A 13,179-nucleotide genomic window follows, 5' to 3' on the forward strand; every position below is an offset into this window, starting at 1 on the left:
CCCCTCCCCGCTCAGATCACTCGACGCCGAACTCGGAGCACTTGTCGGCGAGGCTCACGCCGTCGATGTCGCCCGAGCAGATGTCGTCGGCGGAGGCGTCACCGGCGGCGACGACATCCTTGACCTGCTCCGGGCCCACCAGCTGCGGCGTCACCGCGATGTAGGGGGTGCCGTCCTCCAGCTCCTGGTCGGCCGACGGGGTGTCACCGCTCAGCAGTGCAGTGGCGACCTCGACGGCGGCATCCGCCTCGTCCTTCACGGGCTTGTAGACCGTCGCGGTCTGCCAGCCGGCGAGGATGTTGCGGAGGCCCTCGACGTTCGCGTCCTGGCCCGAGACCGCGACGCCCTCGATGCCGCGGTCCTGCAGCACCTTGATGACGCCGTCGGCGTTGGTGTCGTTGGCAGCCCACACGCCGTCGACGGTGCCGCCGTTGGCGGTGAGGGCCTGCTCGAAGTTGGTCTGGCTCTTCGCGCCGTCCCACACCCCCGGAGGCTCGGCGACCGGCTTGACGCCGGCGGCCTCCATGACCTCCACCGCCCCGGAGCGGAACATCGCGGCATTGCCGTCGGTCGGGTCGCCGCCCATGTAGAAGACGGCTGCGGTCTTGGGGTCCTTGCCGGCCTTCTCGAGACCGTCGAGGACCGTCTGGCCCTCGAGGCGGCCGACCTCGACGTTGTCGAACGAGACGTAGTAGTCCGCGCCCTCGAACGGACGGTCGTACGCGATGACCGGGATGCCCTGGCCCTTCGCCTTGGTGGCGACGCCGGCCGCGGCGCCGTTGTAGTCGACGAGCAGCATGACGCCGCAGCCCTGCGTGAGCTGCTGGTCGGCGATCGTCGTGTACTTCGACGTGTCGCCCTGCGCGTTCTGGATGTCGACCTCGAACCCCGCACCTTCGAGGCCTTCCTGGAGGTACTTGCGGTCGAAGTTCTCCCAGCGGGGGGAGGACGCAGCGTCGGGCAGGATGACGCAGGCGCGGCCGGCCGCAGCCGGTTCCTCACCTCCGCCGGTGCCGCCGGGAGCGGGCGTGCCCGAGCTGGCACAGCCGGCGAGCAGGAGCGCAGCGGCACCCGCGAGGGCAGCTGCAGCGGACAGGGACTTCTTCATCGTTCGCCTTTCGACAGTGAAAATCGAGCGGGCGCGACATCGCGCTTGACGATGATCTTGATGTGTTCACGAATTGAAGTCAAGATGTGAACATAACGCTTTCGTCACCGCCGACCTCCCGACATCCGAGCGGCGAAGAGGCGCCGCCGCGCGCGCCCTGGCGGTCTACGCCCGACCCGACGTCGCGCGTGTGCGGCGCGTCAGGGCATCCAGGGCGACGGCGAACAGCAGCACCCCTCCGGTCACCATGAACTGGACGGCGGAGCTCAGGTTGACGAGCGTCAGCCCCGCGGAGATCGCCTGGATGACCACCACTCCGAGGAGGGCGGCGAACGCCGAACCACGCCCACCGAAGAGCGACGCGCCGCCGATGATCGCCGCGGCGATGGCGTTGAGATTCGCGTCGGCTGCGCCCGAGCTCTGGTTGGCCGCACCGAGCTTCGCGGCCGCCAGGACGCCGCCGGTCGCCGCCAACGCGGAGCAGAGCATGAACACCGAGACGACGACACGGTCGACGCGGATGCCGGCCCGTCGGGCCGCTTCGATCGACCCTCCGACGGCGTACACCGAGCGCCCCCAGCGGGTCCGCGTGAGTGCCAGGTGGGCGATCACCACGAAGACGACGAACAGGGCGAACATCACCCCGACGCCTCGAGACAGCCCGAGGTACCAGCATCCGCCGACGAGGCCGATGAGCAGCAGGGAGCCGCGGATCAGGATGGGGATGGCGCCGCTGCTCTCGAGATCGGCCGCGGCACGCCGCTGCGCGCGTCGCAGCAGCGTCGCGGTGTAGGCGACCGCGGTCAGGACCGCCAGGACGTAGGCGAGCCAGTCGGGGAGGTACGCCTGCTGGGCGAACTGGACGATCCAGGAATCGAAGGGGATGTTCACCGACCCGGCGTCGCCGAGGATCCACAACTGGACGCCGAGAAGACCGAGCAGGCCCGCGAGCGTGACGACGAAGCTCGGCAGGCCGAGCGTCGTCCGAAGGAAGCCGAAGACGGCGCCGACCACGCACCCCGCGGCGATCGCCGCGACGACGGCGAGCGCGATCGGCCAGCCCTGCTGCACCCCGGCCACCGCCAGGATGGCCGCCGCGACGCCCGACATCGACCCCACCGAGAGGTCGATCTCGCCGATGAGGAGCACGAGGACGATGCCGAGGGAGATCGTCCCGATCGCCGCGCACTGCATCAGCAGATCGCTCAGATGCCTGCTGGTGAGGAACACCGGGTTGAGCGCCTGGAAGACGATCGCGATGACGACCAACGAGGCGACCACCGGCATCCGACCGACGTCGCCGGCCCGCACACGCGCCACCACACGGTCGATCACACCGCCCTCGGGGCTCATGACCCGTCCTCGAGCCGGCGGAGGGGGATCACCGGAGCATGCGAATCGCCCTCGTCCGTGGTCGGGGTCTCGGGCGGTGCGAGGGGACGCGACGGATCGAGGGCCCCGGTGATCGCGGCGATGAGGATCTCGGTCGTCGCTTCTTCGCCGTCGAACTCCCCGTTGTTGCGTCCGAGGCGGAGGACGACGATGCGGTCGGCCACCGCGAGGACGTCGGTGAGGTTGTGGCTGATGAGCACGACACCGTGGCCGCGGTCCCGAAGGCGTTCGATGAGGTTCAGCACTTCCGCGGTCTGCGCCACGCCGAGCGCGGCCGTCGGCTCGTCGAGGATGACGATCCGCGGTTCGCCGATCAGGGACCGGGCGATGGCCACCGTCTGTCGCTGGCCGCCCGAGAGCGCCGACACCGGGACCCGCACGGACGGGATCTTGGCTGCGAGTTCACGCAGCAGCATCCAGGTGCGCTCCTCCATGCCGACCTCGTCGAGCCTGCCCTGCTCGGTGAGCTCGCGGCCGAGCCACAGATTCGCGACGACGTCGAGGTTCTCGCACAGGGCGAGGTCCTGGAAGACCGTGGCCACCCCCAGGTCCTGGGCGTCTGCGGGGCTGCCGATGTGGACCCGCTCCCCGTCCAGCTCGATCGTGCCCTCGTCGGGCGGGTGGACCCCGGCGAGGATCTTCACGAGGGTCGACTTGCCCGCTCCGTTGTCGCCCACGAGCGCGACGACCTCGCCCTCGCGGACGCGGAAGTCGACGCCGCTCAGGGCGCGGACGGCACCGAAGCGCTTGTCGATGCCGCGCATCGACAGGACGTGGTCGCCGGTTCGGCGGGACGAGACGCTCACGCGGTCCTCTCTCATTCCAGCCCTGCGGCTGCGCAGGCCTCGGCGTACGCGGGCGTGCAGATGTCGGCGACGGTCCAGAATCCGTCGGCCACGACCGTCTCGGCGATGTCGTCCACCGTCACCGCGACAGGCTCGAGGAGCGTGGCGGGGATGCCGTCGATGGTCGTCGCCGCGTCGACGTCGTCCCCGTTCAGCAGCGCCACGGCGGCATCCGCGGCGATCGTCGCCTGCGCGCGCAGCGCCTTGTAGACCGTCATGTACTGATCGCCCGAGACGATGCGCTGCAGCGCGCTGAGCTCGGCATCCTGGCCGGTGACGACGGGGAAGGGGGTGACGTCTGCGGCGCGCAGGGCGGCGACCGCACCGCTGGCGGTCCCGTCGTTCGCCGCGTAGACGCCGACCACCTCGTCGCCGTACTGGGCGAGCTGCCCGGCGACCCACGCCTGCGCCTTGTCGGGGCTCCAGTCGGGCGTGTCGTACTCAGCGAGCACGCGCAGGCCCGCCTCGGCGACGACCCGACGCGCCCCCTCGCGGAACTGCCCCGCATTGCTGTCGGTGGGTGCGCCGTGGACCATCAGGATGCCGCCGTCCTCCTCGCCGCGAGCGGTGAGCTCATCGACGAGCGCCTCCGCCTGGAGCTCGCCCACGCGCTCGTTGTCGAAGGACACGTAGAACGCGGGGGTGCCGCCGCCGACGATCATCCGGTCGTAGGCGATCACCGGGACGCCTTCCGCGGTCGCGGACGCCAGGATGGAGGCCGCGGCCCGCCCGTCGACCGGATCGAGGACGAGCACCCGGGCACCCGCGGCGAGGGCCGACTCCGCCTGCTGCTGCTGACGCGCGGCATCCTGATCCGCGTTCGTGTAGAGGACCTCGACGTCACCCAGCTCGGCGACGCGCGCCTCGAAGACGGGACGGTCGAACGTCTCGTAGCGGGCGGTCTTCTTGTCGGGCAGCAGGAGGGCGATCGTGGCCTCGCCCGAACCGTTGTCGGGCAGAGCGCAGCCCGACAGCGCGGCGCCCGCGACCACGACGACGAGGAGGGCGGCGATCACCCGCCTCATGCGGGGAACGCCACCAGTTCGGCGTCGACGGTGACGTGGTCGAGTGCGAGGACGATCGCGCCGCGGGTCTCGGCCCACTCCGCGAAGGACGAGGCGACGATCTCAGGGACACCACCGCCGAGGATCGACCGTTCCAGCGAATGCCGGAGCGGCGCGAGGAGGATCTCGCCCGCGAGCGCCAGCTCGCCGCCGACGACGATCCGCTCCGGGTCGATGAGATTGCATAGGCTCGCCGCCGCGATGCCGATGTGGCGCCCGGCGTCGGCGATCGCGCGCTGCGCGGACGCGACGCCGTCGCCGGCTGCCGTCACGAGGTCGCGGAGGCGGTGGATGCCGTCGTCCTCCGTGAAGCCGGCCAGGAGCGCCGGTCCGGCTGCGACCGTCTCGAGGCACCCGCGGTTGCCGCAGCGGCAGAGGGCGCCCTTCTCGTCGATCGTCATGTGACCGATCTGCCCCGTGCGGCCGCTCATCCCGCGGAACAGCTCGCCGTCGACGAGGAGGCCGGCGCTGATCGAGTGCCCGACGCGGAGGTAGACGGACGATGACGCGCCGCGGGCGGCACCTTCCCGCGCCTCGGCCAGTGCGCCCAGGTTCGCCTCGCTGTCGACGTGCACGGGTCTGCCGATGCGGGCAGTCAGGCTGCGCGCGATGTCGACGCCGTCCCAGCCGGGCAGGAGCCCCGGTGTGGAGATCACGGATGTCCGCGGGTCGACCGGGGCCGGGAGCGCGAGGCCCACCGCCGAGAGGTCGCTGAGCGACCCGCCGAGTCCGTCGACCATGTCGCCGAGCAGCAGACTGAGACGGTCGAGCTCGGCGTCATGGCGGTGGTCCGGTGCGAGCGGCAGGGACGATTCCGCGACGACGGTGCGGGTGGCGTCCGCGATGGCGACGTGCAGTTTGCGCGGCGAGAAGTGCGCCCCGGCGACGAGACCGACCTGGCGCGCGAGCGAGACGAGGGTCGCTCGACGTCCGCTCCGGGACGTGAACGAGGTGTGCAGCACCCCGGTGGCGGTGAGCTCTTTGACGATGTTGGAGACGGTCGCGGGGGAGAGGCCGGTCGCTCCCGACAGCTCGATCTGCGTCAGCCGGCCATGCCGCTTGAGCGAATCGAGCAGACGTGCACGATTCGCTTCTCGCAGTGACGACTGCGAGCCGGGCGGAGTTGACCGGCGAGCCACGGGGCAACCATACCGTGGCCCCGCATGCTCAGGCGGCGTCGACCGCGCGGACCCTCACGATGTTCGTCGATTCGTCGAGCTCGGCGACCTTCGGGTGCGCCTTCACGAAGTCTGAGAAGGACTTGTGACCGAGGGACTTCTCACTGAAGGAGGGATCCATCCGCTTCAGCAGGTTCTTGACGGCGGACAGGTGCGCCCACTCTTCATCGGTGCGCTCGTATTCGAGGCGCAGCGCGCGCGAGAGCAGCTGCTCGGTCGCGTCGACCGCCTTGCGCCGGCGGCGGGCGGTGGCGGGCGCCGACTCCGGCTCGGGGGTGGGCACCGGGTTCGCCACGCCGGGCAGTGTGTCGTAGGCGTCGAACTGGTCGCAGGCGGCTGCGAGCGACTTCGCGGTCGATCCGGCGACGCCGACGGCGACCACGAATCGACCGAGCCGCTTGCAGCGCTGGGCCAGAGGAACGTAATCGCTGTCGCCGGCGACGATGACGACGTGCGAGAGGTCCTCGAGGCGGAACAGATCCTCCACCGTGTCGACGGCGAGGCGGATGTCGGCGCCGTTCTTGGCGTAGGCCGCGGCCGGGAACAGCTGCACGAGGTCGACGGCACGCGAGACGAGCTGCTGTCGGTAGAGCGCATTGACGGGCGAGGACCAGTCCGCATATGCGCGGGTGAGCACCAGCGTGCCGAAGGACGCCGCGTAGTCCATGATCGCGCCGACGTCGATCGTCGCGGCGGCGAGGCGTGCGGCGATCTCGGGCTCGTCCGGGTCCGCGGTGATGCGCTGACGATCGCGCGAGAAGCTGTTGCGACCGTGCACGCGGTCGTACCAGCTCATGACGATGTTGTCGAAGTCGAGGTAGACCGCAACCCGTGGGCTCGAGGAATCCGGCATCCGTTCAGTCTGTCAGTCCCGGCTGGGGAAAGGGATGCGGCGCGTCCAGCGTCCTCATAGACTCCGGGCCATGCCCTCTCTGATCTCGCTCGTCGTGCTCGCCGGCATGATCTTCGCGCTCGTGGACATCATCACGCGGGATCAGAGCCAGGTGAAGCACATGCCGAAGACGGTCTGGCTGTTCGTCGTCATCCTGCTGCCGTTCCTCGGCACGGTGCTGTGGTTCGCGATCGGCCGTGAGTATCCGCGCCGAGAGGCGTCACGGCCGCCGCAATTCGCGCCGTGGGCCACGGAGCCCGCTGCGCCGCGGCCGCGCGAGTCCCGCTCCACCGAGCAGCAGCTCGCCGACCTCGAACGGGAGATCGAAGAGGAGCGCCTGCGCGCCGAGCTCGCGCGTCGGCGACGCGATCAGCAGGGCGAGCCCGCCTGAGCCTCAGGACTGCGGGTAGACCACGCCGAGCTGCGCGCGGATCTCGTCGAGCGTCCCCATGATGGCGACGCTCTCGTCCATGCCGAGGAGCTCGCTGTCGGTGCGGCCCTCCCGGATGAGCTGCTCGGCGTGGAGCGCCTGATACTGCATGCCGCGCCCGTCGACCTCGGAGTGGAACTCCTCGCGGACCGCGCCGTCGCGGTCGTGGACGCGGAAGGAGGTCGGCGTGTACCAGACCGAGTCGATGACGATGCGGCCCTCCGTGCCGATGATCTGGGCCACGTTCGCGCCCGCCCCGCGCATCGAGGTGAGGAGCGACGATACGGCCCCCGAACCGTGGACGAGCGAGATCGCGGCTTCGGTGTCCGCCCCGGTGTCACCGAGACGACCGAGGGCGCTCACGGCTGTGGGGCGTCCGAGCACGTCCCACGCGAACGAGATCGGGTAGATGCCGAGGTCGAGCAACGCCCCGCCGCCGAGCTCGAGCGCGTTCAGTCGATGCGTCGGGTCGGTGGGGAGGTTCTGGGTGTGGTCTGCGCTCAGGGCCCGCACCTCGCCGATCGCCCCCGACGCGAGCAGCTCCCGCAGGCGGACCATGTGCGGCAGGTAGCGCGTCCACATGGCCTCCATCGCGAGCAGGCCGCGGGCGGCGGCGGCGTCGCGGATCTCCGCAGCCTGCGCCGCGTCGAGGGTGAGCGGCTTCTCGATGAGCACGTGGGTGCCGTTCTCGAGCGCGAGCAGCGCGTTGTCGCGGTGGTGGCTGTGGGGCGTCGCGATGTAGACGATGTCGACGTCGGGCGCGGCCACGAGCTCCTCGTACGACCCGTACGCGCTCGGGATGGCGTACTGCTCCGCGAACGCCTGCGCGGCCTCGAGGCGTCGTGACCCCACGGCGGTGACCGTGAGCCCGGCGGTCCGCAGGTCGGAGGTGAAGGCATGCGCGATGCCGCCGGTGGCCAGGATTCCCCATCGGAGTGCCGTCATGGCCCCGAGCCTATCCTCGGCGCGGGGCCGACCCGGTCGTAGAGTCGTCGCGTGACCCCCGGCACCGAGCAGCGCGACGCGATCGCCCGCTTCCGCGAGCTTCTGCGCATCCCGACCGTCTCGATGGCCGTCGACGGAGGGGAAGCACCTGACGACACCGCCTTCGTGGCGTTCCGGGATGCCCTCGCCCGCCTCTACCCGGCGGCCCACCGGACGCTCGAGCTCGAGACCATCGCGGGCCACTCGCTGCTGTACCGCTGGCGCGGGGCGGATGCCGAGCGCCCCCTCGTCCTCATGGCCCACCAGGACGTCGTCCCGGTGGTGCCGGCGGAGTGGACGCATCCGCCGTTCGCGGCCGAGCTCGTCGGCACGGGCGAGGACGAGGAGATCCACGCCCGCGGCGCCGTGGACGACAAGGGCGCCCTCGTCGCCATCCTCGAGGCCGTGGAATCCCTCATCGTCGCGGGGGCGACCCCCGCCCGCGACGTGTACCTCGCATTCGGCCACAACGAGGAGGTCGCCGGCGACGGCGCCCGCGACATCGCGACGGCATTGCGGGACCGCGGCATCCGTCCCTCACTCGTCCTCGACGAGGGCGGCGCCGTGGTCGAGGGCGTGCTCCCGGCGGTGGCGGTGCCCACCGCGATGATCGGCGTCGCCGAGCGCGGGGTCATGACGGTGCACCTGACCGCCCGCGAGCTCGGCGGGCACGCGTCGACGCCGCCGCGAGACCCGGCCACCGCGCGGCTCGCGCGGGCCGTGCTCCGCCTGCACCGCCGCCCGTTCCCGACACGGCTCGTCGCACCGGTCCGCGCCATGTTCGAGACCGTCGCCCCGCACACGCGGGGACCGCTCCGTCGCGTGTTCGCGAACATCGGCGTGAGCGGCCGGCTGCTCGTGAAGGTCTTCCCGCGCCTCGGCCCCGAGCTCAACGCGCTGGTCCGGACGACGGCGGTCGTCACCGAGCTCTCCGGGGCGACGGGGGCGAACGTCCTCGCCACCTCGGCCCGGGCGAGCGTGAACGTGCGGCTCCTCCCCGGCGACACGGCCGCGTCGGCGGTCGCCCGCATCCGCTCGGTCGTCCGCGACCCCCTCGTCGAGGTCGAGGTCGCCGCCGCGTCCGATCCGTCGCCGGTGTCGCCCTGGTCGGGACCGGCGTGGGACCGGCTGGCCGCCGCGACGGCGTCGGCCCTCGGCTCGGAGATCGTCGCGACGCCCTACATCCAGCTCGGCGCGAGCGACAGCCGCTGGTTCACCGAGATCAGCGACCACGTCTACCGGTTCACCCCGTTCCACCTCACGCGGGGTGAACGCGAGGCGCTGCACTCCCACGACGAGCGGATCCGCGTCGCGTCCTGGTTGCGCGGCATCGAGTTCTACCGCGACCTCCTGCGGGCGAGCTGACTCAGCCCGTCCCCGCGAGCGCCTTCGAGATCCGCTGCAGCGAGACCGGTTCGGCCGTGCCCAGCCGCTGCGCGAACAGGCTCACGCGGAACTCCTCGAGCAGCCAGCGCGCGTGCACCAGGTGCGCCGGTGCGTCCGCGGGGAGCGGGAGCGCGCCCCCGGCATCCGTGAACAGGGCTGCGGCGCGCTCGTACTCGGTCATCCGCTGCCGGTCGCGCCCGGGGTTGTCCGAGAGGGCGTCGACGCGTTCCTTCGCCCCCTGCAGGTAGCGGGGGAGGTGCGCGAGCCGCGTCACGCCGGTGCGGGAGAGGAACCCCGGATGGATGAGCCCCGCGAGCTGCGCCTTCACGTCGCCGAGCGCCGCGAGCAGGGTCATCGAGTTCTGGTGCTTCACCGCGCGCTCGACGTCGCGCTGCAGGGTGAGGATGCGGGCGGCCAGCGAGACCGTGCGGAAGAGCTCGTCGACGATGCGCGCCGAGAACGCGTCGCGGGCGGCGGTGAACGCGGCCTCGGTCCGGATGACCGCATCCCCCATGACGGCGTCGGCGACGGCGACCCGGGCGTCTTCGATGAGCGCCTTCGCCGACGGATAGGGCGAGGCCGCCAGGGCGAGCTTCTCGGGCGCCGTCAGGTGGTCCATGACGTAGGCGGTGGGCGAGGGGACGGCGAGGAGCAGCAGCCGCCGGGCGCCGGCGCGCGTGAGCTCGGCGGCGCGTTCGGCGGTCGCCTCGATGCGCAGCGACACCCCGTCCTTCCCGTCGACGAGCGCCGGGTACCCGCGGACCACGCCGCCGGCGACCTTCGTGTCGACGACCTCGGGCAGGTCACCGACGTCCCACGTCGTGATGCCGGTGCGCTCGATGGGGGCGCTCGCGGCGGCGACGGTCGCGGCGGGGGATGCCGCCGGCTGCGGGCCGCGCTTCGGCGCGAGCGAGCGGGCGACCGATTCGCGGGCACGGCCGGCGAGACGGTCCTGCAGCTCGCGCAGGTCGCGGGACGACCCGACGGTGCGCCCGCGCTGGTCGACGGCGCGGAACGAGACACCCAGGTGGGCGGGGACGCGCTCGAGGTCGAAGTCGCGCTCGGTGACCGGCTGGTGCGCGACGCGCTGGATGCGCGCGGCGAGGGCCGCACGGAGCGTGGATGCCGGGAGTCCGTCGGTGTCCTCTGGGCCCGACCCGCGCAGCTCGTCGCCGAGGGTGCTCGCCCAGTCCGCCGCAGGCACGACGTGCCGACGGATCGCCTTCGGGAGCGCCTTGATGAGCCCGGTGACGAGCTCGTCGCGCATGCCGGGGACCTGCCAGTCGAACCCGTCGGGGCGCAGCTGGGCGAGCAGGGCGAGGGGCACGACGACGCTGACGCCGTCGTCGGGTGCGCCGGGCTCGAAGCGGTAGGCGAGCGAGAGCACCTGGTCGCCCTGACGCCAGCGCGTCGGGAAGTCGCGCTCGTCGGTGCGGGCGGACTCGCCGAGGAGGTCGGCCTCGGTCATGTCGAGGAGCTTCGGGGCGGCGGGCTGCGTCTCGCGCCACCACGCCTCGAACGAGCGGACGTCGAACACGTCGTGCGGCACGCGGGCGTCGTAGAAGGCGTACACCGCTTCGTCGCCGACGAGGATGTCGCGGCGGCGCTCGCGCTCCTCGATGCGTTCGAGCTGACGCCGCAGCTCGCCGTTGCGGCGCTCGAACGCGGTGAGCCGCTTGTCGAGGTGCTGGCTGTTCCACTCGCCCTCGACGAGCGCGTGGCGCAGGAACAGCTCCCGGGCGAGGTCGCGGTCGCGGCGGGCGAGCTGCACCCGGCGGCGCGGGATGATCTCGACGCCGAAGAGCGTCACCTTCTCGGCCGCGACGGCAGCGCCGGCATCCTTCGACCAGTGCGGGTCGCTGAGGCTCCGGTGCGCGAGGTCGCCGGCGAGGTCCTCGGCCCACGCTGGGTCGATCGCGGCGACCGTGCGGCCGAACAGACGCGAGGTCTCGACCAGCTCGGCGGCCATGACGGCGTCGGGGGAGGCCTTGCGGAGGCCCGAGCCGGGGAACACCGAGAACGAGGCGCCGCGCGCGCCGCGGTACTGCGGCAGAGGCTTCCGGGCGTTCTTCTTCGCGGGATCGGTGGTCACCGAGCGGGTGTCGAGGATGCCGATGTGCGAGAGGAGCCCCGACAGGATCGCCCGGTGGAGCGCGTCGGGATCGGCGGCGCCCGCGGCCTGACGCGGGGCATCCTTCGGCGAACCCGAACGGGAGAGCGTCGAGAGCTGCCGGTGCACGTCGAACCATTCGCGGACACGCACGTAGTTCAGGTGCTCGCTGCGGCAGAGACGCCGGAACGCGCTCGAGCCGAGCTCGCGCCGCTGCTCGCGCAGGTGGTTCCAGAGGTTCAGCAGGGTGAGGAAGTCGCTCGTCGGGTCGACGAACCGCGCGTGCAGGCGGTCGGCCTCCTCGCGGCGCTCCTCGGGACGCTCGCGGACGTCCTGGATGGACAGCCCCGACACGATCGCGAGGACGTCGCGCGAGACGCCGAGCGTCTCGGCCTCGAGCAGCATCCGCGCGAACCTCGGGTCGATCGGCAGGCGCGCGATGCGGCGACCGAGGCCCGTGAGCCGCATCGCGCCGGTGCGCCCTGCGACGGCGCGGAGCTCGGTCAGCAGCTCGACGGCCGCCTTCACCCCGCGGCTGTCGGGCTTGGTGAGGAACGGGAACTCGGTGACGTCCCCGAAACCGAGCGACAGCATCTGCAGGATGACCGACGCGAGCGAGGTCCGCAGGATCTCGGGCTCGGTGAACTCGGGACGCGCCGCGAAGTCGTCTTCGCCGTACAGGCGGATCGCGATGCCCGCCGACGTGCGCCCGGCGCGGCCGGAGCGCTGCTGCGCCGAGGCCTGCGAGATCGCCTCGATCGGCAGTCGCTGGATCTTCGACCGCACGCTGTAGCGCGAGATGCGCGCCGTGCCGGTGTCGACGACGTACCGGATGCCGGGGACCGTGAGGCTCGTCTCGGCGACGTTCGTGGCGAGGATGACCCGTCGCCGGACGCCGGCGACCGCGGACGGTTCGAAGACACGGTGCTGCTCGGCGGACGAGAGCCGTCCGAACAGCGGCAGCACCTCGGTCGGACGGGCGTCCTTCGCGTACAGGCCGCGGACGGCATCCATCGCGTCGCGGATCTCGGCCTCGCCCGGCAGGAAGACGAGCACGTCGCCGTCGGGCTCCCGATCGAGTTCGCGGAGCGCCGCGAGCAGACCGTCGACGTCGTCCTCCGTCTCCTCGTCGTGCGCGCGGTAGCGGATCTCCACGGGGTAGGTGCGGCCCGAGACCTCGATGATCGGGGCCGGGACGCGCTCGCCGTCCGGCGCCGCCCCGGCGAAGTGCGCCGCGAAGCTCTCCGGGTCGATCGTCGCCGACGTGATGATCACCTTCAGGTCGGGACGCTCGGGCAGGATGCGGGCGAGGTAGCCCAGCAGGAAGTCGACGTTGAGGGACCGCTCGTGGGCTTCGTCGACGATGATCGTGTCGTAGCGGTGCAGCAGTCGGTCCCGGTGGATCTCGTTGAGCAGGATGCCGTCGGTCATCAGCGTGACCTGCGTGGCATCGGTCACCTCGTCGGTGAAGCGGACCTTGTAGCCGATCGCGCCCCCGAGCGGCACCTGCACCTCGTGCGCGAGGCGCTCGGCGATCGACCGCGCCGCGATGCGCCGAGGCTGGGTGTGCGCGATGCGCGTGCGGCCGAGCTCGAGGCACATCTTCGGCAGCTGCGTCGTCTTGCCCGACCCGGTCGCCCCGGCGACGATGACGACCTGGTGCTCCGCGATGGCGCGCGTGATCTCGTCCCGTGCGGCGCTGACGGGCAGCTCCGGGGGATACGAGAGGACGGGTGCGGGTGCGGACACAGCCTTCGATGCTATCGCGCGGGCGGATGCCGGCGGTCGCT

Annotated in this window: 10 protein-coding genes; 2 read left to right on the plus strand and 8 right to left on the minus strand. The window is 71.9% G+C overall.

Annotated elements, in window-relative coordinates; genetic code table 11:
• Positions 1 to 16: 16 nt before the first annotated feature.
• From KZX17_RS09860 to KZX17_RS09885, 6 genes are all read right to left on the minus strand, one after another.
• Positions 17 to 1,108, minus strand: coding sequence for a sugar ABC transporter substrate-binding protein (locus KZX17_RS09860; protein WP_248172638.1), 1,092 nt, complete (start codon positions 1,106 to 1,108; stop codon positions 17 to 19).
• Between the two features lie 165 nt (positions 1,109 to 1,273).
• Positions 1,274 to 2,461, minus strand: coding sequence for a sugar ABC transporter permease (locus tag KZX17_RS09865; RefSeq protein ID WP_248172641.1), 1,188 nt, complete (start codon positions 2,459 to 2,461; stop codon positions 1,274 to 1,276).
• Complete coding sequence (locus KZX17_RS09870; RefSeq protein WP_248172644.1) at positions 2,458 to 3,306, minus strand: ATP-binding cassette domain-containing protein; 849 nt, start codon at positions 3,304 to 3,306, stop codon at positions 2,458 to 2,460. Before KZX17_RS09870 ends, KZX17_RS09865 begins: the two co-directional genes overlap by 4 nt.
• An 11-nt stretch (positions 3,307 to 3,317) precedes the next feature.
• Positions 3,318 to 4,370 carry a substrate-binding domain-containing protein gene (locus tag KZX17_RS09875; protein WP_248172647.1) on the minus strand — a complete coding sequence of 351 codons (1,053 nt, stop codon included), beginning with the start codon at positions 4,368 to 4,370 and terminating at the stop codon, positions 3,318 to 3,320.
• A complete protein-coding gene (locus KZX17_RS09880; protein WP_248172650.1) occupies positions 4,367 to 5,548 on the minus strand; it encodes an ROK family transcriptional regulator in 1,182 nt (393 codons plus the stop codon). Before KZX17_RS09880 ends, KZX17_RS09875 begins: the two co-directional genes overlap by 4 nt.
• 28 nt (positions 5,549 to 5,576) lie before the next feature.
• Positions 5,577 to 6,440 carry an NYN domain-containing protein gene (locus KZX17_RS09885; protein ID WP_248172653.1) on the minus strand — a complete coding sequence of 288 codons (864 nt, stop codon included), beginning with the start codon at positions 6,438 to 6,440 and terminating at the stop codon, positions 5,577 to 5,579.
• Between the two features lie 70 nt (positions 6,441 to 6,510).
• On the opposite strand from KZX17_RS09885, the gene KZX17_RS09890 reads away from it, so the two are divergent.
• Positions 6,511 to 6,870, plus strand: coding sequence for a PLD nuclease N-terminal domain-containing protein (locus KZX17_RS09890; RefSeq protein ID WP_248172656.1), 360 nt, complete (start codon positions 6,511 to 6,513; stop codon positions 6,868 to 6,870).
• Positions 6,871 to 6,873: 3 nt separating this feature from the next.
• Here KZX17_RS09890 and KZX17_RS09895 read toward each other — a convergent pair whose 3' ends face one another.
• Complete coding sequence (locus KZX17_RS09895; protein WP_248172659.1) at positions 6,874 to 7,854, minus strand: Gfo/Idh/MocA family protein; 981 nt, start codon at positions 7,852 to 7,854, stop codon at positions 6,874 to 6,876.
• Between the two features lie 51 nt (positions 7,855 to 7,905).
• Here KZX17_RS09895 and KZX17_RS09900 point away from each other — a divergent pair, with 51 nt between their 5' ends.
• Positions 7,906 to 9,258: a M20/M25/M40 family metallo-hydrolase gene (locus KZX17_RS09900; RefSeq protein ID WP_248172662.1), complete on the plus strand. Its 1,353-nt coding sequence runs from the start codon at positions 7,906 to 7,908 to the stop codon at positions 9,256 to 9,258.
• Position 9,259: 1 nt separating this feature from the next.
• On the opposite strand, the gene hrpA is transcribed toward KZX17_RS09900, so the two are convergent.
• On the minus strand, positions 9,260 to 13,138 hold the full coding sequence (gene hrpA, locus KZX17_RS09905; RefSeq protein WP_248172664.1) for an ATP-dependent RNA helicase HrpA: 3,879 nt from the start codon (positions 13,136 to 13,138) through the stop codon (positions 9,260 to 9,262).
• Positions 13,139 to 13,179: the final 41 nt, after the last annotated feature.

The sequence above is a fragment of the Microbacterium sp. EYE_78 genome (assembly GCF_023149035.1).
Lineage (GTDB): Bacteria > Actinomycetota > Actinomycetes > Actinomycetales > Microbacteriaceae > Microbacterium.

Bases quoted from the DNA above. Each gene is read 5' to 3' on its own strand.
- KZX17_RS09865 (WP_248172641.1), bottom strand. From the start codon at position 2,461: ATGAGCCCCGAGGGCGGTGTGATCGACCGTGTGGTGGCGCGTGTGCGG.
- KZX17_RS09875 (WP_248172647.1), bottom strand. From the start codon at position 4,370: ATGAGGCGGGTGATCGCCGCCCTCCTCGTCGTCGTGGTCGCGGGCGCC.
- KZX17_RS09860 (WP_248172638.1), bottom strand. From the start codon at position 1,108: ATGAAGAAGTCCCTGTCCGCTGCAGCTGCCCTCGCGGGTGCCGCTGCG.
- KZX17_RS09885 (WP_248172653.1), bottom strand. From the start codon at position 6,440: ATGCCGGATTCCTCGAGCCCACGGGTTGCGGTCTACCTCGACTTCGAC.
- KZX17_RS09890 (WP_248172656.1), top strand. From the start codon at position 6,511: ATGCCCTCTCTGATCTCGCTCGTCGTGCTCGCCGGCATGATCTTCGCG.
- KZX17_RS09895 (WP_248172659.1), bottom strand. From the start codon at position 7,854: ATGACGGCACTCCGATGGGGAATCCTGGCCACCGGCGGCATCGCGCAT.